At 73.2% G+C, this 17,775-nt stretch carries 17 protein-coding genes; 7 read left to right on the forward strand and 10 right to left on the reverse strand.

The genetic code is table 11. The annotated features are described in order from the left end of the window. Positions 1 to 23: 23 nt before the first annotated feature. Together ACWGKT_RS01665 and ACWGKT_RS01670 are read right to left on the reverse strand one after the other, a co-directional pair. On the reverse strand, positions 24 to 1,799 hold the full coding sequence (locus tag ACWGKT_RS01665; protein ID WP_453272013.1) for an ABC transporter ATP-binding protein: 1,776 nt from the start codon (positions 1,797 to 1,799) through the stop codon (positions 24 to 26). Positions 1,800 to 1,904: 105 nt separating this feature from the next. Next, positions 1,905 to 2,486 (reverse strand): rhodanese-like domain-containing protein, encoded by a 582-nt coding sequence (locus tag ACWGKT_RS01670; RefSeq protein WP_453272014.1) that lies wholly within the window; start codon positions 2,484 to 2,486, stop codon positions 1,905 to 1,907. A 94-nt stretch (positions 2,487 to 2,580) separates the two neighbouring features. Between ACWGKT_RS01670 and ACWGKT_RS01675 the strand changes: the two genes are divergently transcribed. Beyond that, positions 2,581 to 2,868, forward strand: coding sequence for a metal-sensitive transcriptional regulator (locus ACWGKT_RS01675; protein ID WP_356140891.1), 288 nt, complete (start codon positions 2,581 to 2,583; stop codon positions 2,866 to 2,868). A 6-nt stretch (positions 2,869 to 2,874) separates the two neighbouring features. On the opposite strand, the gene ACWGKT_RS01680 is transcribed toward ACWGKT_RS01675, so the two are convergent. Next, the gene (locus ACWGKT_RS01680) at positions 2,875 to 3,624 is read right to left on the reverse strand and encodes a sulfite exporter TauE/SafE family protein (protein WP_453272015.1); all 750 of its coding nucleotides are present in this window, start codon (positions 3,622 to 3,624) and stop codon (positions 2,875 to 2,877) included. After that, positions 3,621 to 5,336 carry an MBL fold metallo-hydrolase gene (locus tag ACWGKT_RS01685; RefSeq protein WP_453272016.1) on the reverse strand — a complete coding sequence of 572 codons (1,716 nt, stop codon included), beginning with the start codon at positions 5,334 to 5,336 and terminating at the stop codon, positions 3,621 to 3,623. Before ACWGKT_RS01685 ends, ACWGKT_RS01680 begins: the two co-directional genes overlap by 4 nt. A 205-nt stretch (positions 5,337 to 5,541) precedes the next feature. Between ACWGKT_RS01685 and ACWGKT_RS01690 the strand changes: the two genes are divergently transcribed. The 3 genes from ACWGKT_RS01690 (at position 5,542) to ACWGKT_RS01700 (ending at position 8,330) form a co-directional block, all read left to right on the forward strand. Then, positions 5,542 to 6,630, forward strand: a complete 1,089-nt coding sequence (locus ACWGKT_RS01690; RefSeq protein ID WP_235453045.1) for an S-(hydroxymethyl)mycothiol dehydrogenase — start codon at positions 5,542 to 5,544, stop codon at positions 6,628 to 6,630. Further along, positions 6,630 to 7,259, forward strand: coding sequence for an MBL fold metallo-hydrolase (locus ACWGKT_RS01695; RefSeq protein ID WP_356140897.1), 630 nt, complete (start codon positions 6,630 to 6,632; stop codon positions 7,257 to 7,259). The genes ACWGKT_RS01690 and ACWGKT_RS01695 overlap by 1 nt, the downstream gene beginning before the upstream one ends. A gap of 156 nt (positions 7,260 to 7,415) precedes the next feature. Then, positions 7,416 to 8,330 (forward strand): SDR family oxidoreductase, encoded by a 915-nt coding sequence (locus ACWGKT_RS01700; RefSeq protein ID WP_453272017.1) that lies wholly within the window; start codon positions 7,416 to 7,418, stop codon positions 8,328 to 8,330. Position 8,331: 1 nt separating this feature from the next. On the opposite strand, the gene ACWGKT_RS01705 is transcribed toward ACWGKT_RS01700, so the two are convergent. Together ACWGKT_RS01705 and ACWGKT_RS01710 are read right to left on the reverse strand one after the other, a co-directional pair. Then, positions 8,332 to 8,859, reverse strand: a complete 528-nt coding sequence (locus ACWGKT_RS01705; RefSeq protein WP_356140901.1) for a hypothetical protein — start codon at positions 8,857 to 8,859, stop codon at positions 8,332 to 8,334. Between the two features lie 28 nt (positions 8,860 to 8,887). Beyond that, positions 8,888 to 10,282 carry a pyridoxal phosphate-dependent decarboxylase family protein gene (locus tag ACWGKT_RS01710; RefSeq protein WP_453272018.1) on the reverse strand — a complete coding sequence of 465 codons (1,395 nt, stop codon included), beginning with the start codon at positions 10,280 to 10,282 and terminating at the stop codon, positions 8,888 to 8,890. A 62-nt stretch (positions 10,283 to 10,344) separates the two neighbouring features. Between ACWGKT_RS01710 and ACWGKT_RS01715 the strand changes: the two genes are divergently transcribed. The 3 genes from ACWGKT_RS01715 to ACWGKT_RS01725 all read left to right on the forward strand — a co-directional run bounded on the left by ACWGKT_RS01715 (position 10,345) and on the right by ACWGKT_RS01725 (position 12,814). Further along, positions 10,345 to 11,727, forward strand: coding sequence for an aminotransferase-like domain-containing protein (locus tag ACWGKT_RS01715; protein ID WP_453272019.1), 1,383 nt, complete (start codon positions 10,345 to 10,347; stop codon positions 11,725 to 11,727). A 98-nt stretch (positions 11,728 to 11,825) separates the two neighbouring features. After that, the gene (locus tag ACWGKT_RS01720; RefSeq protein WP_453272020.1) at positions 11,826 to 12,521 is read left to right on the forward strand and encodes a L,D-transpeptidase family protein; all 696 of its coding nucleotides are present in this window, start codon (positions 11,826 to 11,828) and stop codon (positions 12,519 to 12,521) included. Between the two features lie 107 nt (positions 12,522 to 12,628). Next, positions 12,629 to 12,814, forward strand: coding sequence for a hypothetical protein (locus ACWGKT_RS01725; RefSeq protein ID WP_356140906.1), 186 nt, complete (start codon positions 12,629 to 12,631; stop codon positions 12,812 to 12,814). 22 nt (positions 12,815 to 12,836) lie between these two features. Here ACWGKT_RS01725 and ACWGKT_RS01730 read toward each other — a convergent pair whose 3' ends face one another. The 4 genes from ACWGKT_RS01730 to ACWGKT_RS01745 all read right to left on the reverse strand — a co-directional run bounded on the left by ACWGKT_RS01730 (position 12,837) and on the right by ACWGKT_RS01745 (position 17,743). After that, complete coding sequence (locus ACWGKT_RS01730; protein WP_453272094.1) at positions 12,837 to 14,459, reverse strand: SpoIIE family protein phosphatase; 1,623 nt, start codon at positions 14,457 to 14,459, stop codon at positions 12,837 to 12,839. 128 nt (positions 14,460 to 14,587) lie between these two features. Beyond that, positions 14,588 to 15,301, reverse strand: coding sequence for a class I SAM-dependent DNA methyltransferase (locus ACWGKT_RS01735; protein WP_356140908.1), 714 nt, complete (start codon positions 15,299 to 15,301; stop codon positions 14,588 to 14,590). A 101-nt stretch (positions 15,302 to 15,402) separates the two neighbouring features. Further along, on the reverse strand, positions 15,403 to 16,785 hold the full coding sequence (locus ACWGKT_RS01740; protein ID WP_453272021.1) for a S1 family peptidase: 1,383 nt from the start codon (positions 16,783 to 16,785) through the stop codon (positions 15,403 to 15,405). 127 nt (positions 16,786 to 16,912) lie between these two features. After that, the gene (locus ACWGKT_RS01745) at positions 16,913 to 17,743 is read right to left on the reverse strand and encodes an SAM-dependent methyltransferase (protein WP_356140912.1); all 831 of its coding nucleotides are present in this window, start codon (positions 17,741 to 17,743) and stop codon (positions 16,913 to 16,915) included. Positions 17,744 to 17,775 lie beyond the last annotated feature (32 nt).

Consider the following 17,775-nt stretch of genomic DNA (forward strand, 5'->3'; position numbering starts at 1 on the left):
TACCCCGGATGCCCGTGCGCGTCTCAGTCCGCCGTCGCCAGGAACTGGGTCGCGGCCAGCTCCGCGTACAGCGGGTCACAGGCCACCAGTTCCCGGTGCGTGCCCACCGCGCGCACCCGGCCCGCCTCCATGACGACGATCCGGTCGGCCATCGTCACCGTGGACAGCCGGTGCGCGACCACGAGCACCGTGGTCGACCGGGCGACGTCCGCGACCGTGTCGCGCAGGGCCGCCTCGTTCACGGCGTCCAGTTGCGAGGTGGCCTCGTCCAGGAGCAGCAGCCGCGGGCGGCGCAGCAGGGCCCGGGCGATGGCGACCCGCTGGCGTTCGCCGCCCGACAGCTTGGTCCCGCGGTGTCCGACCAGCGTGTCCAGCCCCTGCGGCAGCCGCGCCACCAGACCGTCCAGCCGGGTCGTCTTCACCACCCGCGTCACGGTGTCCTCGTCCGCCTCCGGATTGCCCAGCAGCAGATTGTCGCGCAGTGAGCCCGACAGCACCGGGGCGTCCTGCTCCACGTACCCGATGACCGAGCGCAGCCGGGGCAGCTCCCAGTCCCCGAGCCCCACGCCGTCCAGCGTGATCTCGCCGGACTCGGGGTCGTAGAACCGCTCGATGAGCGAGAAGACCGTCGTCTTGCCCGCGCCGGACGGGCCGACGAACGCCGTCATGCCGCGGGCCGGTATCGCGAAGCTGACCCCGTGGTGCACGTACGGCAGGTCGTCGGCGTACCGGAAGCGGACGTCGGTGAAGGCCAGCGCCGCGGGTTCGGCGTCGGCGGCCGGCAACGGGGCGGGCTCGGCGGCCGGTTCGCCGGGCAGCCGCAGGGCCTCCTGGATACGGGCCAGCGCACCGGCGCCCGTCTGGTACTGCGTGATCGCCCCGACTACCTGCTGGATCGGCGACATCAGGTAGAAGACGTACAACAGGAACGCCACCAGCGTGCCGATGTCGATGGCGCCGGTCGCCACCCGTGCCCCCCCGACCGCGAGGACGGTGATGAAGGCGATCTGCATCGCCAGCCCGGCCGTGTTGCCCGCGGCCGCCGACCACTTGGCGGCGCGCACGCTCTGCCGCCACGACTCCTCGGCGGCCGCGTGCAGGTTCAGCTCCTCCCGGTGCTCGGCGCCCGACGCCTTCACCGTGCGCAGCGCGCCGAGGACCCGCTCCAGCGAGGCACCCATCACGCCGACCGCGTCCTGCGCCTGCCGGCTCGCCCGGTTGATGCCCGGCACGATCGCGCCGAGCACCGTGCCCGCCGCCGCGATCACCGCCAGCGTGACCCCGAGCAGCACCGGATCGACCACGCCCATCAGCACCACCGTGGCGACGAGGGTGAGCCCGCCCGTGCCGAGGGCCACCAGCGACTCCGTGGTGACCTCGCGCAGCAGCGTGGTGTCCGAGGTGATCCGCGCCATCAGGTCGCCCGGCTCGGTGCGGTCCACCGCCGGGATCCGCAGCCGCAGCAGATACGACGACAGAGCCCGCCGCGCGCCGAGCACCACCGACTCCGCGGTCCGCCGCAGCACGTACGAACCCACCGCGCCCACCGCCGCGTTGGCGACGACCAGGCTCGCCATGGTGAGCAGCGGACCGGCGATGGACCGGTCGTGGGCCAGGTCGTCGATGAGTCCCCGCGCCACCAGCGGCAGCAGCAGGCCGGTGGCCCCGGTGACCAGCGAGAGCAGCGCGCCCGCCACCAGGGCCCAGCGGTGGGGTCGTACGTATCCGAGGAGGAGCCGCCACGCGGGCGGCTCGCTCCGGTCCGTCGCTTCCGTCGCTTCCGACGCTGCGTTGCTCACGGTGCTCCTTGTCCGGAGTCGGGCGGAACACCCAGATTACGTCGGGGCCTTCGGCACCCGGCCGGTGGATCTGCCGGTGGATCTGCCGGCGGAACGGCCCGTGGACTACTCGTGGGCGGACGGGCCTTGGGCCAGTCGCGCCAGGGTCGCGTCGAGGTCGGCCGGGCGGGGCCGGTTGTGCGGCAGTTTCGCCAGCAGGGCGGCCATGCCGCAGGTGTTGGTGAGTGCGGAGAAGACGAGTCCGCCCGCGATCCCGGCCGACAGCAGCAGCCAGGCCGGGTGCGGCTGTCCGAGACCTAGGCCGGTGAGCACCACGGTGCCGGCGGTGAACCGGACCTGGCGCTCCATGGACCACGTGGTGCGTGCTCCGGGCGCCGGGCGGTGCAGCTCGTGACCGTGTGCGGCCCAGCCGGTCGTGCCACCGGTCAGCGTGCCGGCCGCGATGCCGTGCTCGGCGAGGATCCCGCGGGCGTTCTCCGCGCGGGCGCCCGAGGCGCACACCAGGAGCAGCTCGCCGTGTGCCGCGCGCAGGGCGGGCAGGGCGCGCCGGATCTGGTCGAGCGGGACGTTCAGCGCGCCGGGCAGATGCCCGGAGGCGTACTCGCCCGGGGTCCGGACGTCGACGACGGTCAGCTCGGTCAGGCGGTCCCGGGCCTGGCCGGGGTCGAGAGTCGGGGGAGTGGTCATGGTGAGTGCGACCCTTCCATGAGGCAGGGGGGAACGGGGAGACCTCAGGGGCGGGGTAAAATACCCCTGAGGGTATACGGGTGGAGGAGTGGCTGTGGAACTGCAGTTCGAAGGTGATGAGCTCAAGTCGGTGCTGAACCGGCTGCGCCGGGCGCAGGGGCAGATCTCCGGGGTGATCAAGATGATCGAGGAAGGACGCGACTGCGAGGACGTCGTCACGCAGCTCGCCGCGGCCTCGCGCGCCCTGGACCGGGCCGGTTTCGCGATCATCGCGACCGGGCTGCAGCAATGCCTGACCGATCCCGAGCGGAACGCGGCGGACGGCGAGACGACGGAGCAGATGAAGGCCCGGCTGGAGAAGCTGTTCCTGTCACTGGCCTGACCCCGGTCAGCGGACCGCGTCGACCAGCATGAACGCGGCCACCGCGAGGAGCGCGCAGGCGAAGATCCGCTGGAGTGAGTCCGAGGACAGCCGGCCCGCGAGCCGCTTGCCGTCCCAGGCGCCGAGCACCGCGGCCGCTGCGAACGGGCCGACGGCGGACCAGTCGACGACCATCGCCGACCCCGCGCGCGCCGCCAGGGCGGCGACCGAGTTGAGGGTGATGACCAGCAGGCTCGTCCCGACCGCGGCGCGCATGCGCAGGCCGACGACGTTCACCAGGGCCGGTACGGCGAGGAAGCCGCCCCCGACGCCCAGCACCCCGGTCACCGCGCCCAGTCCGGCCCCCGCCCCGGCGATCCGGGAGGCCCGCGGGGACACCGTTTCGTCCCGCACGGCGGCGGACGGGCGCAGCATGCGCACCGCGGCGACGGCGGCGAGCGCGGCGAACGCCCCGGTGAGCAGCGCGGACGGCAGCTGCCGGGAGACCGCCCCGCCGACCGCCGCCGGGACCAGCCCCGCCGCCGCGAACACCAGCCCGGCCCGCCACCGCACGGTGCCCTCGCGGGCGTGCGCCGTCAGCGCGGTGCCCGAGGTGACGGCGACGACGACCAGGGCGGCGGTGGTGGCCGCGGCCGGTGTGAAGCCCAGCAGATAGATCAACGCGGGCACGGCGAGCACACTGCCCCCGCCCCCGAGCGCCCCGAGCGCCAGCCCACTGACGGCCCCGGCACCCAGCGCGAGCAACAGCCCGCTCACGCGGCGGAGCTGTCGTCGTGCGCGGTGTCCGTGGTCGTCGGGGCGGGCGCTGCGGCCTCGTCGTGCACCACGGGCAGGCCCGCCGCGATCCAGGCCCGCATGCCTCCCACGACGTCCACCGCGTCCGCTCCGCGCGCGGTGAGCAGGGCCGTCGCCGAACGGGAGCGCTTGCCGGAGCGGCAGACGGCGACGAGGGGACGGTTGCGGGCGGCCGGCGGCAGCGGGGCTCCGGCGGTCAGTGCGGAGAGCGGGGCGTGCACGGCGCCGGGGGCATGTCCGGCCTCCCATTCGTCGTCCTCGCGGACGTCGAGCAGTACGGCGTCCGCTTCCGCGCGCTCCCGGGCCTCGGCCACGGTGACCCGGGCCATGGGCAGCCCGGCCTCGCGGGCGGCGGCGAACCCGTCGTCGACGGCGACCACGGTACGGCCCGCGGCGTCCAGCAGTGAGGCGGCGATCGCGGCCCGCATGCCACCGGCGCAGTGCACCCACACCGTGCCGTCCGGTATCTCCGTCAGCCGCTCGCGCAGCCGGTGGAGCGGTATGTGCAGTGAACCCCTCAGGTGCCCGTCCTCCCGTTCGGAGTCCCGCCGCACGTCCAGGACCACGACCCCCTCCGGGGCCTGCCCGGCGAGGTCGGCGAACGTGCCGCGCGGGAAGGAGTGCGGTCGCTCGCCCGGACGCAGCCACTGATCGGGCGCGCCGGTGGCGGCAGCGGCGGGCCGGTCGACACCCACCCGGATCAGCTCCCGCTGGGCGGCGGCGAGTTGCCCGGCCGACTCGGCGAGCAGCGTCACCGGCCTGCCCCACGGCAGCAGCCAGGCCAGATACGTGGCGAGCTGCCCCTCCGCCTCGAAGTTGACCGACCCGGCGACATGCCCCTCGGCGAACGCGACCCGGTTGCGCAGGTCCACCACCCACTCCCCGGCGGCCAGCCGCGCCGCGATCTCCTCGGCGTCCGCCCGGCGCGGCGGGGTGAGGTCCACCGGGGCCGGGCCCTCGGCGTTGGCGGGGCCCATGCGCGCGTAGTACGCCGGGATGTCGTCGAGCCCGGCCAGCAGCTCGGCGACGAAGGTGTCCGGGTCCTGGAGCAGCGCCGCGTTGGCCGTGCGCTCCCGGCCGATCGTCGTCGCCTCGCCCTCAGCCTGTCCGGCGGAGCAGAAGCTGCCGAAGCCGTGCGTGGGCAGCACCGCGGTCTCGTCCGGGAGCTCGGCGGCCAGCCGGTGCGCGGAGTCGTACTGCGCCCGCGCCAGCTCACCGGTCAGCCGCGGTTCCACCAGGTCGGGCCGTCCGACCGTGCCGATCAGCAGCGAGCCGCCGGTGAACACGGCCACCGCCCGGCCGGTGTCCTCCAGGACGTAGGAGGTGTGGTGCGGGGTGTGCCCGGGGGTGGCCAGGGCGCGCAGCGCCAGCCCGTCCCCGATCTCCAGCCGGTCCCCGTCCGCGACCGGCACCCGCTCGTACGCCACGTGCGCCCCGGCGGGCACGACGTAGGCGGCACCGGTGATCCGCGCGAGCTCCAGGCCGCCGGAGACGTAGTCGTTGTGCACGTGCGTCTCGACGACGTGGGTGAGGGGCACCCCGCGCCGCGCCGCGGCCGCGATCACCCGGTCGATGTCGCGGGGCGGATCGACGGCCACGGCGCCGTGCGCCCCGCCCGCCAGATAGCCGCGGTTGCCCAGACCCGGCACCTCGATGGTGTCGACGAAGTACACGACCGCACTCCTTTCCTCGGTTCTTGTCCGCTCCCCGGGGTCTCAATTACCCCCGGGGGTATATGGCCACCGTAGCAGAGGTACCCCCGGGGGTATGTGACGGATGTGGCCTGAAAGATCCACGGGGACCGTCGCGCTCCGTGCCGTTACCGATCGGTTACGCGTAGGGTCGAAGGACAGGTACAACGGCGGAAGGGGCCAGGCCATGGCGCAGGAAGTACGTGGCGTGATCGCACCGGGGAAGGACCAGCCGGTGCGGATCGAGACGATCGTCGTACCCGATCCCGGACCGGGTGAGGCCGTCGTCCGCGTCCAGGCCAGCGGCGTCTGCCATACCGACCTGCACTACAAACAGGGTGGCATCACCGACGAGTTCCCCTTCCTGCTCGGCCACGAGGCGTCCGGCGTGGTGGAGTCGGTCGGCGCGGGGGTCACCGATGTGGCGCCCGGGGACTTCGTGATCCTCAACTGGCGTGCGGTGTGCGGTCAGTGCCGCGCCTGTCTGCGCGGGCGTCCCTGGTACTGCTTCGACACCCACAACGCCAAGCAGCGGATGACCCTGGCCTCGACCGGGCAGGAACTCGCCCCGGCCCTGGGCATCGGCGCCTTCGCCGACAAGACCCTGGTCGCCGCCGGACAGTGCACCAAGGTCGATCCGGCCGTCTCGCCCGCCGTGGCCGGCCTGCTCGGCTGCGGTGTGATGGCCGGTATCGGCGCCGCGATCAACACGGGCGGCGTCGGGCGCGGCGACACGGTCGCCGTCATCGGCTGCGGCGGCGTCGGCGGCGCGGCCGTCGCCGGGGCGAACCTCGCCGGCGCGGCGAAGATCATCGCCGTCGACATCGACGAGCGGAAGCTGGAGACGGCGCGCACCCTGGGCGCCACCCACACCGTCAACTCCAAGGAGACGGACCCGATCGAGGCCGTCCGCGAGCTGACCGGCGGCTTCGGCGCCGACGTCGTCATCGAGGCCGTCGGCCGCCCGGAGACCTACCGGCAGGCCTTCTACGCCCGCGACCTCGCCGGCACGGTCGTCCTGGTCGGCGTGCCCACCCCCGAGATGAAGCTCGAACTCCCGCTCCTCGACGTCTTCGGCCGCGGCGGTGCCCTGAAGTCCTCCTGGTACGGCGACTGCCTGCCGTCCCGCGACTTCCCCATGCTGATCGACCTGCACCTGCAAGGACGCCTGGACCTGGGGGCGTTCGTGACCGAGACCATCGCGCTCGACGAGGTGGAGAAGGCGTTCGAGCGGATGCACCAGGGCGACGTCCTGCGTTCGGTGGTGGTGCTCTGATGACCACGCGCATCGAACGCCTCGTCACCTCCGGGCGGTTCACGCTCGACGGCGGCAGCTGGGAGGTCGACAACAACGTGTGGATCGTCGGCGACGAGCGCGAGGTCATCGTCATCGACGCCGCGCACGACGCGCAGGCCATCGTCGAGGCCGTCGACGACCGCCGGCTCACCGCGATCGTGTGCACCCACGCCCACAACGACCACATCGACGCCGCGCCCGCCCTCGCGGACCTCACCGGCGCCACGATCTGGCTGCACCCCGCCGACCTGCCGTTGTGGAAGATGACCCACCCGGACCGGGAGCCCGACGCCCATCTGGCCGACGGCCAGGTCATCGAGGCGCCCGGCCTCGACCTGACCGTGCTGCACACGCCCGGTCACTCGCCCGGCGCGGTCTGCCTGCACGACCCGGGCCTCGGCGCCGTCTTCACCGGCGACACCCTCTTCAAGGGCGGCCCCGGTGCCACCGGCCGCTCCTACTCCCACTTCCCGACGATCATCGACTCCATCCGCGACCGCCTGCTCACCCTCCCGCCCGAGACGAAGGTGCTCACCGGCCACGGCGACCCGACCACGATCGGCGACGAGGCACCCCACCTTCAGGAGTGGATCACTCGCGGCCACTGAGCCGGAACAGCCGGAAGAGCCGGAAGGGGGCGGGAGAGCCGGAAGGGTCGGCGGAGACCCGGGCGTCGGACCCCGCCGGTAAAGGTGACAGAAGATGTCCGGCTTTCCCGTCACTGTGGACGGCGACAGCAGTCGCAGCAGTACGGGAGGTCGGACATGTCAGGGCCGCTGGAGGGCAGGATCGCGCTGGTCGCCGGGGCGACGCGCGGAGCGGGACGCGGGATCGCGGTGGAGCTCGGCGCGGCCGGCGCCACCGTCTACGTCACCGGGCGCAGCACCCGCGCCCGCCGCTCGGAATACGACCGCCCAGAGACCGTCGAGGACACCGCCGACCTCGTCACCGCGGCCGGCGGCCAGGGCGTCGCCGTACCCGTGGACCACCTCCGGGCGTCCGAGGTACGGGCCCTCGTGGACCGTATCGCGGACGAACAGGGCCGCCTGGACGTCCTGGTCAACGACATCTGGGGCGGCGAGAAGCTCTTCCAGTGGGACACCCCCGTCTGGGAGCACGACCTGGACAACGGGCTCCGGCTGCTCCGGCTCGCGGTCGAGACCCACGCGATCACCAGCCACCACGCCCTGCCGCTGCTCCTGCGACACCCCGGCGGCCTGGTCGTCGAGGTCACCGACGGAACCGCCGACTACAACCGCGACACCTACCGGGTGAACCTCTTCTACGACCTCGCCAAGGCCTCCGTCCTGCGCATGGCCTTCGCCCTCGGCCACGAACTCGGCCCGCGCGGCGCCACCGCCGTAGCTCTCACCCCCGGCTGGCTGCGCTCGGAGCTCATGCTCGACGCCTACGGGGTGCGCGAGGACAACTGGCACGACGCGCTCGCCCGCGAACCGCACTTCGCCATCTCCGAGACCCCGCACTACGTCGGCCGCGCCGTCGCCGCCCTGGCCGCCGACCCGGACGTGGCCCGCTTCAACGGCCGTTCCCTGTCCAGCGGCCAACTGGCCCAGGTGTACGGCTTCACGGACCTGGACGGCAGCCGCCCGGACGCCTGGCGCTACCTGGTCGAGGTGCAGGACGCGGGCAAACCGGCGGACGTCACCGGCTACCGCTGACTCACGCCGACGGCAGCGGCCAGCGCGCCGAGTGCCCGGGAGGCAGCGCCAGGTCCTCGCGTACGGCCGCGTAATAGCCCTCGCGTCCGGCGCGCTGGCGCTCCAGCAGGGCCTGCCAGGCCTGCGGATCCCGCCGCCCGTCGCGCAGGAACCGTTCCATGTCCATCAGCGTCACGACCCACACCCGCGCCTTCTCCACCACCCGCGGGCTGCCGAGCAGCAGCAGCGCCTCCCCGGAGGGATCCCGGGCGACGGTGGCCTCGGCCAGCAGCGGCTCCGCCTGCTCGGGCGTGAGCGGGTGCGGGTGCGGATCGTTGCCGAGGTGCGCGGCGACCCGGTAGGCCAGCGTGACCGACTTCTTCAGCGTCCGCGCGTAGTCCGCGTACACCGTGAGCCGCCGCTCCTCCCAGCGCGCCATCCGCTCCCGCCGGTCCCTGGCCTGATCACTGCGCAGGACCGCCAGATACGACCCGAGCGCGCCGATCACGACACCGATGAGGGCGGGCAGTTGCTGTATGAACGCGGACATGACCGCACGCTATCGGCCCTGTTGACGGTCACAAAGCCGCCGACGCCGCCGCGAGCGCGTAGAGGACCCGCCGCGTGTCGGCCTCGGTGGTACGCCAGTTGCTGAAGGCCGCCCGCAGCGCGGGCACGCCGTCGTACACCGTCGGCGTCAGGAAGGCCTCGCCGGAGGCGGCGACGGCCCCGGCCACGGCGTCCACCCGTTCCCGCGTGGGCTCCTCGGCGAGCGTGAAACAGACGACGTTGAGGCGGACCGGGGCCAGCAGCCGCAGGGCCGGCAGGGCGGCGATGCCCTCGCCGAGGCCCCGGGCCAGGGCGACATCGCGCTCGACGATCTCGCGATGCCCGTCCCGGCCGTACGCGACGAGGGAGAACCAGGCCGGCAGGGCGCGCAGCCGACGGGAGTTCTCCGGGGTCAGGTGCAGGAAGTCGGGTTCCCCGCCGGGCAGGCCGAGGTACGGCGACGCGTTGTGGAACACCGCGACCTGCAGGTCTTGGCGCCGGGTGAACTGGACGGCCGCGTCGTAGGGCACGTTGAGCCACTTGTGCAGGTCGACGCAGATCGAGTCGGCCAGATCGAGCCCCGCCACCAGGTGCGCGTGCGCGGGGGAGAGGGCGGCGAAGGCGCCGAACGCGGCGTCCACGTGCAGCCAGAAGTCGTACCGCTCCTTCAGCGCCGCGATCGCCCGCAGATCGTCGAAGTCGACGGTGTTCACCGTGCCCGCGTTCGCCACGACGATCGCTGGCCGGCCGTCCAGCCCGGCCAGCGCAGCGTCCAGCGCGGCCACGTCGACGGCCTCGCGGTTGCCCGGCAGCAGCGGCACCCGGCGCAGCCGGTCCCGGCCGATGCCGAGCACGGACAGGGCCTTGGGCACGCTGGAGTGCGGGCTGCCGGACAGCACGTCGACGGGCCCGAGCGCGGCGGCGCCCGCCCGCGAGACGTCCACGCCCAGCCGCTCGCCCAGCCACTCACGAGCGATGGCGAGCCCCACGGTGTTGGAGACGGTCGCCCCGGTGACGAACGCCCCGCTGTGCTCGGCGCCCAGCCCGAACAGCTCGCGCAGCCAGGCCAGCGTCTCCCGTTCCAGCGCCGCCGCCGAGGAGCCCGCGGCGCCGGACAGGTTCTGGTCGTACGCGGACGTCAGCCAGTCCCCGGTGATCGACGCCGGTGTGGCTCCGCCGGTGACGAAGCCGAGGTAGCGCGGACCGGCCGAGCCGGAGAACCCCGGCGCCCACCGCTGCGCGAACCGCGTGAGGGCAGCGTCGGCGCCCGCGCCCTCCACCGGGAGGGGAGCGCGGCCGGGATCCCCGCCGGGCCGGGCGACCGGGCGGGCGGCCAGGCCGGTCAGCTCACCGGCGGCGAAGTCACGGGCGGACTGCAGGAGTTCGGGAAGCCGGGCGAGATCGTCGGCGAGTGTGCGGTGCATGAGCCGCAGCGTACGGCGGCGGGACCGTGGAACGCCTGGTCCACTTGAGGGAAACTGGACCAATGGAAACCGGATTCGTCGCCGCGCTCGGCGACTGGCGCACCCAGGAGGGCCCGCTGGCCCGGTCCCTGGCCGCGGCCGTCCGGGAGGCGGTGGTCGACGGCCGGCTCCCGGCCGGCACCGGGCTGCCGTCCGAACGGGAACTCGCCCGCGCCCTGCGGATCAGCCGCGGGACCGTGGTGACCGCGCTGGCCCTGCTGCGCGACGACGGCTGGCTGCACACCCGGCACGGCAGCGGCAGCGTCGTGCGCCTGCCCGCCCGCCTCACCGAACGCACCACCCCCTGGTCCCTGGACCGCGGCGGGGCGGGCGACGCCGACCTCGACCTGACCCTCGCCGTCACGGCCGCGCCGCACGAGGCCTACCTCGCCGCCCTGGCCCGCGCCGCCGAACGCAGCGCGCCCCTGCTCGTCGACTCCGGTGTCGCCACGGCGGGACTGCCCCGCCTGCGCGAACTCCTCGCCGACCGCTGCACCCGGGAGGGCCTCGCGACCCGCCCCGAGCAGATCCTCGTCACCTCCGGCGCACAGGCCGCGCTCACCCTGCTCCTGGACCACCTGCACACCGACCGCCGGGCACCGGTCGCGGTGGAGAGCCCGACCTACCCCGGCGCCCTCGCCCTCCTGCACGCCCGCCGGGCCCGGCTGCTGTCCGTACCCGTCACCACGCGCACCGGCTGGGACATCGAGCGCTTCGAGGCGGCCGTACGCCGCCGACGTCCCCAACTCGCCTATCTCATCCCGGACTTCCACAACCCGACGGGCGCGCACATGGACGCGGCCGCGCGTCGGCGGACCGCCGAACTCGCCGACCGGCACGGGGTGACGCTCCTCGTCGACGAGACGATGCGCGACCTCGACCTCAGGCCCCACCCCGGCGCCGAACCCCCGCTGTCCGGCCCGCGGGTGATCCGGATCGGCTCGGCGAGCAAGACCCTGTGGAGCGGGCTGAGGGTCGGCTGGATCCGGGCGAGCGAGGATCTCGTACGACAGTTGCGGCGCAACCCCCTGCAAGGGCAGCTCTCCCCGCCGCCGTTGGAGCAGCTGATCGCGGCCGAGCTGTACGGCGACGCCCTTGAGGCGCTGCTCGCCGACCGCCGGGAGCGGCTGCGCGTCCAGCGCGACCACCTGGCCGCGCTGCTCGCCGGGACCGGGTGGACGTACACCGTCCCGGACGGGGGCCTGTCGCTCTGGGTGCGCCTCGGCGACCGCACGACGGCCACCGGGCTCGCGGCCGAGGCCGCCCGACGCGGCCTCGCGGTGACCCCGGGCCCGCTCTTCGCCGCCGACCGCACGACCCTGACCCACCACCTGCGCCTGCCGTTCACCGCGACACCGGAGGTGCTCACCAGGGCGGTGGATATCCTGCGCGAGTCCGGAAGTTAACCGTTTCGTCACAGCCTCGACCGCACCTACAACCGACTCCCTCACGGACCTGTCTAGTTGTCGCAGACCGTCAGAACCGCGAGAGGGAGACACCCGCGATGGGGGACATACGCAGACGAGGCGCGATCGCGCTCGGCATCACGGGCCTGGTGGCACCGCTCGGGCTCGCGCTCACCGCCACCCCGGCCCAGGCCGCGAGTTGCACCACACAGGCCGGGCCGTACCAGAAGCAGGTCGAGAAGTTCCTCGGCCGCCCGGTCGACGGCAGGCAGTCCAGCGCCGACTGCAGGGCCATCCAGGCCTTCCAGAACAAGCACGGCATCACGCCGGCCATCGGCTACGCGGGACCCGTCACCTGGGGCGTGATGGATCTCATGAACAAGCAGAAGGCCGTCGGGAACAACCCGAACAAGGCCGGCAAGTGCCCGGTGAACAAGGGCCGGATCGCCTGTGTGAACCTCACCCTCCAGCTGAGCTGGATCCAGGACGGCGACAGGCTCGTCTACGGGCCGGTGCCGGTCCGCACGGGCCGCAACGGGTTCGAGACCCGCACCGGCCTGAAGAAGATCTACTGGCGCGACATCGACCACGTGTCGAACGTGTATCACGTGCCCATGCCCTACAGCCAGTTCTTCGACGGCGGCCAGGCCTTCCACTCGGTCAACCTCAGCATGTGGAACCCGCCGGGCTCGCACGGCTGCGTCAACATGACGACCAAGGACGCCAAGAAGTACTGGTCGCTCCTGAAGACCGGCGACGACGTCTTCGTGTACGGCCGCAAGCCGGGTACCTGAGCCGCGAACTCCCCTGCCCTCCGCGCCCTATTGACGTGATGAGCAACACGGTCCGAGATGTCCGTATCGCTCCTACTTACTCACGTCGTCTTCACGACGATCGGCATATGCTTCACAGCATGTCCACCACTGTTGAAGCCGTACCCGAGCGATCGGCCGCGGAGGTCAACGACGAGATCCGGGCCCTGTGGCTCCGGTCGGGCGGGACACTGAGCGTCGAGCAGCGCGAGGAGTACCAGCGGCTCGTCCTGGAGTGGGCCGCAGCGGCCCCGCAGTCCTCGAAGGCGGCCTGAGCGCCGCCTTCTCCCCGGGCGCTCAACGCTCCGCGAGCGTCCCGGGCAGCGGCTGCTCGAACCAGACCACCTTGCCGGTGCTCAGCCGCGTCGCTCCCCAGCGGAGCGTGAGCGTGTCGACCAGGAACAGTCCCCGGCCGCCCTCGTCGCTCGGCCGCGCGTGCCGCATCCTCGGCACCATCGGCGAGTCGTCGCCCACCTCGCAGCGCAGCACGTCCGTGCGCACGAGCCGCAGCGTGATCGGCCGGGTCGCGAACCGTACGGCGTTCGCCACCACCTCGCCCACCAGCAGCTCCGTCGTCTCCAGCAGCTCGTCCAGCGCCCAGCGCCGCAGGGTCCTGCGGGTCAGCCGACGGGCCTGCCCGGCGGTCTGCGGATGCGGGGCCAGGTACCAGTAGGCGACCGTCTCCGGCTCGATGCCCACGAGCCGGGCCGCGAGCAGCGCGATGTCGTCCTCCCGGTGTCCCGATCCGCGGTCGCCGAGCGCCGTGTCGCACAGCGCCTCCAGCGGGGGTGGGCCGGAGCCGCTCATCGCGGTGTGCAGCCGGGCTCGCAGATCCTCCACCCCCGTCAGCACGTCCGCACCCCGGGACTCGACGAGACCGTCGGTGTACAGCAGCAGGGTCGCTCCGGCGGGCGCGGGCAGCTCGGTGGACTCGAAATCGCCGCCGCCGACGCCGATCGGGACCCCGGGCGGGATCCGCAGGATCTCCGCGTCGCCGTCCGGGTGCAGGAGCAGCGGGGGCGGGTGGCCGGCGTTGGCCACCAGGAGCCGGTGCAGGACCGGGTCGTACAGGGCGTACAGACAGGTCGCCAGGTGCCGGCCGCCGAGCCGTTCCGCCTGCTCGTCGAGGTGGTGCAGGACCTCGTCCGGGGGCAGGTCGAGCGCGGCGAGGGTCTCCACGATGGTGCGCAGCTGGCCCATGATCGCGGCCGAGGTCACGGAGTGGCCCATCACGTCGCCGATGACCAGCGCCACACGGTTGCCGGCCAGCTGGATCGCGTCGTACCAGTCACCGCCGACCCGGGCGGTCCGCGAGGCGGCCAGATAGCGGTTGGCCAGCCGCACCCCGGTCGGCTCGGGCAGCGCCGCCGGGAGCATCGTGCGCTGCAGGGCGTCCGCGACGGAGGCCTCGCGTCCGTACAGCAGCGCCTTGTCCATGCCCAGGGCGGTGTGCGTGGCGAGCTGGGAGGCGACGAGCAGGTCGTCGCCGGTGAACGGCGGCCGGTCGGGGCCGCGGATCAGGACGGCACTGCCCATGACCTGGCGGCGGCCGACCAGCGGGACGACGATCAGCCGTTGTCCGGGCGGCACCGTGCCGACGGCACCCGCCGCCCCCAGCAGCTGGGCCACCGCGGCCCCGGCCCCGGGTGCGCCGCCGAACACCGGCCGCCCGTCCCGCAGCAACTCGGCGAGCGGCCCGGCGAGGGCCGGCCGCGCGCCCGAGGCGGCCGGTGGTCCGGGAGCGCCGTCGGCCGGGCGCCCGGGTGGGGGCGGGTCCGTGTCGTGCGGGCGCAGGACGACCGGGCCGGGCGGGAGCTCGTCGCCCACCGGCAGGGGGTCGCAGAGGTGGACGACGATCCGGTCGGCGAAGTCCGGCACGGCCGCCCGGCGCAGCTCCCGCAGTGTCTCGTCGAGGCCCATGCCGCGGCCGATGCGCCGTGTGGCCGCGTCGAGGTAGCGGAGCCGGTCGGTCTGCGGCCCGGGGGCGTCCCGCGGCCCGTCGCTCCACGGATGCCCGACGGGTCCGTCAGGGGCTCCGAGGTGCCGTGTCACGTGTCGCGCCTCCGTCTGCAGCGCAGGAAGATCTGCTCCTCCGGCTGCACGTCCAGGCTCGCCGGCGCGTAGGTGTACGAGGACTCGTCGACGATCTCGAAGCCGCCCGCCTCGACCACCGCGCACAGGTCCTCGCGCAGATAGCCGGAGACCCGGATGGTGCTGCCGATGAACGGGATCCCGAAGTCGTCCACGTCGGCCTCCACCATCGACAGCGCGAAGAGGCCACCGGGCGTCAGCAGGTGCGCGATGGTGTCCAGGGCCAGGGGGATCTCCGCGCGCGGCAGCATGAGCAGGGAGAAGAACGCCGTGACCGCGTCGAAGCGGCCGAGGTCGCGGGGGCCGCCCGGACGCAGGTCGGCGATGTCCATCTGGTGGAACTCGGCCCCGGGGACGTTCTCCCGGGCCAGCGCCAGCATCCCGCCCGACAGATCGACGCCGACGACCTGGAAGCCCGCCTGCGCCAGCTGGCGCGAGGTCGGCAGCCCGGTGCCGCAGCCCAGGTCGAGCACGCGGGATCCGGCCGGCAGCGACTTCACGAGCCACTCGGTGGCGGCGATCTGCCCGTCCTTGTGCGGGAAGGCCTCGTCGTACCGGTCGCCGATGACGTCGAACGCCTCGGCCTGACCGGTGCGGTCGATCCGTATGTCCCCGTAACCTTGCCTGCCGTTCGGGCTGTTCACGAATAATCTCCCCTTTGGAGACCTCATGGTGCGATTTTTTCACAAGTCGCAGGGCCGTGGAACGCCCGCCAGGGCCGAAGCGCCAGGTGCCTGATCGATCACCAAGGGTAGTGCGCGCCGGGTGTGGATCAACCCCAGGTGGCCGAGTAGTACCGCTGGTACGCCCGGCGGTCCTGCTCCGAGCGGATGTAGCGCGTGGCGACCAGCGCGATCAGACTGCCCGCGATCAGCAGCAGTCCGGGCCCGACGTTCCGCGTGTCGGTGATCCGGGACAGCAACGTCTCGCCGTCCGACGTGCTGGTGACCGGGGCCGAGGAGCCGGGGGAGGCCGCGCTGGGCGCGACGGCGCCCTTGGTGGGCGCGGCGGACGGCGCGGGAGCGGCGGCGCCGTTCTGGCCCTGGGCGCCGTTCTGCGCCGAGACGATCAGCCGGACGCCGAGCGCGGTCATCGCCTTGGTCACCGGCTGGAAGAACGTCGTACCGCCCGTGGTGCAGTCACCGCTGCCGCCCGAGGTCACGCCCAGCGCGACGCCCTCGGAGAAGAGCGGCCCCCCGCTGTCACCGGGTTCGGCGCACACGTTGGTCTGGATGAGCCCGGTGACGGTGCCCTCCGGGTAGTTCACGGTCGCGTTGAGCCCGGTCACCTGGCCGTCGTGCAGCCCGCTGGTGCTGCCGCTGCGGAACACCCGCTGCCCGACCGTCGGATCGGCGGCCCCGGTGATGCGTACGCCGTTGCCCTTGCCGATGGCGACCACGTCGGCCCCGTCGCCGGCCTTCCCGGAGTTGTACTGGATGAGCGAGAAGTCGGCGCCGGGGAAGTTGGTGTTGACCGTCGTGCCGAGCTGCTGGTTGCCCTGGTTGTCGGCGAACCAGATGGAGCCGGCGGGCCCGCAGTGACCGGCAGTGAGGATGAAGTCGCCCTGCCCGTTGGTGACGTTGAAGCCGGCCGAGCAGCGCCCGCCGGTCGAAAGGATCGGCTGGGCGCCGTTCAGCCGTGTGGTGAACCTGCCCTGGGTGCGCTCCATGTGCACGAAGGTGCCGATGCCGCTCGCGGTCCGGGACATCCGCGACCAGTCGTCGGCCGAGACCGTCTTGTCGGCCTGCACCACGACCTGGTTGGTGCGGTAGTCCACCGCCCAGGCCGTGCCCGCCACCCGGGGCGCCGAGCGCAGCGTGGCGGTGGCCGCCTTGAGCTCGTTCATGCTGTGCGGGACGAGCTTCGGCTCCGCCCCGGCCCGTCGCACCGTCTCGGCGGCCTGCCGGTCGGTGACCGCGACGACCGGACGGCCGTCGGCCCCGATCCAGCTGCCCGCCGTACGCGCCGTACCCAGCCGCGACACCAGGGAGGTTCCGGTGCCTCCCGCCGTCGCCGCCGAACTGAAGGGGACGGCGGACGTGCCGGGAGTCTCGCTCGCCATGGCTTGGGTGACCATGACGCCTCCCAGCAGGAGTCCGCCGACCGCCGCCAGCTGTGTCACTCGCCGGACGACCCGTCGTCGTGCGTGCCTCATGCATGGCTCCCGAACCCCGAACGCGCGGCATCAACACCGCGGGGCCCTCCGGTGGTTGAGCGCCCTTTCCTCCATACGTGGCACGAGGCGACGGCGTTCACCGCCGGGCGGATCTTCTCGGGTCCCCTCAGGACTTGCGGGCCACCCCGCCGAACATGGCGACCTCCTCCGGCAGCGCGGCGTCGGCGTCCTCGGGCCGCCAGCGCGAGCAGGACAGCACGCCGGGCTCCAGCAGGTCGAGGCCGTCGAAGAACCGGGCGACGTCCTCGGGGGTGCGCTGGGTGAGCTTGGGCGTGCCGTGCTCGTTCCAGAACTTGACCGCCTCGTCCACGTCCGGCATCGACGGGCTGGTGATGGTGTGCGACAGCACCAGGTGGCTGCCCGACGGCAGCCGGTCCACCAGCCGCCGCACCAGACCGTACGGGTCCTCGTCATTGCCGATGAAGATGACGACGCCGAGCAGTATCAGGGCCACCGGTTGGCTGAAGTCCAGGGACTTCGAGGCGTGCTCGATGATCGCGTCGACGTTGCGGAGGTCCTCGTCGAGGTAGTCGGTACTGCCCTCGGGGGTGCTGGTGAGCAGGGCGCGGGCGTGCGCGAGGACGAGCGGGTCGTTGTCGACGTACACGATCCGGGAGTCCGGCGCGACGCGCTGGGCGACCTCGTGGGTGTTGTCGGCGGTGGGCAGACCGGTGCCGATGTCCAGGAACTGGCGGATGCCGAGGTCGCCGGCCAGGTGCCGCACGGCCCGGCCCAGGAACAGCCGGTCCGCGCGCGCGTACTCGCCGATGCCCGGGTGCAGTTGCCGGATCTGGTCGCCGGCCGCGCGGTCGACCTCGTAGTTGTCCTTGCCGCCGAGCCAGTAGTTCCAGATACGGGCCGTGTGCGGCTGGCTGGTGTTGATGCGGGCGCGCAGCGACGCGGCGACGTCGTTGGTGGCTGCCGGGTTGTCGGTCACGGGTCGGCTCCTGGTGCCTGGGGGAGGTGCGG

The organism is Streptomyces sp. NPDC054794 (assembly GCF_053611585.1).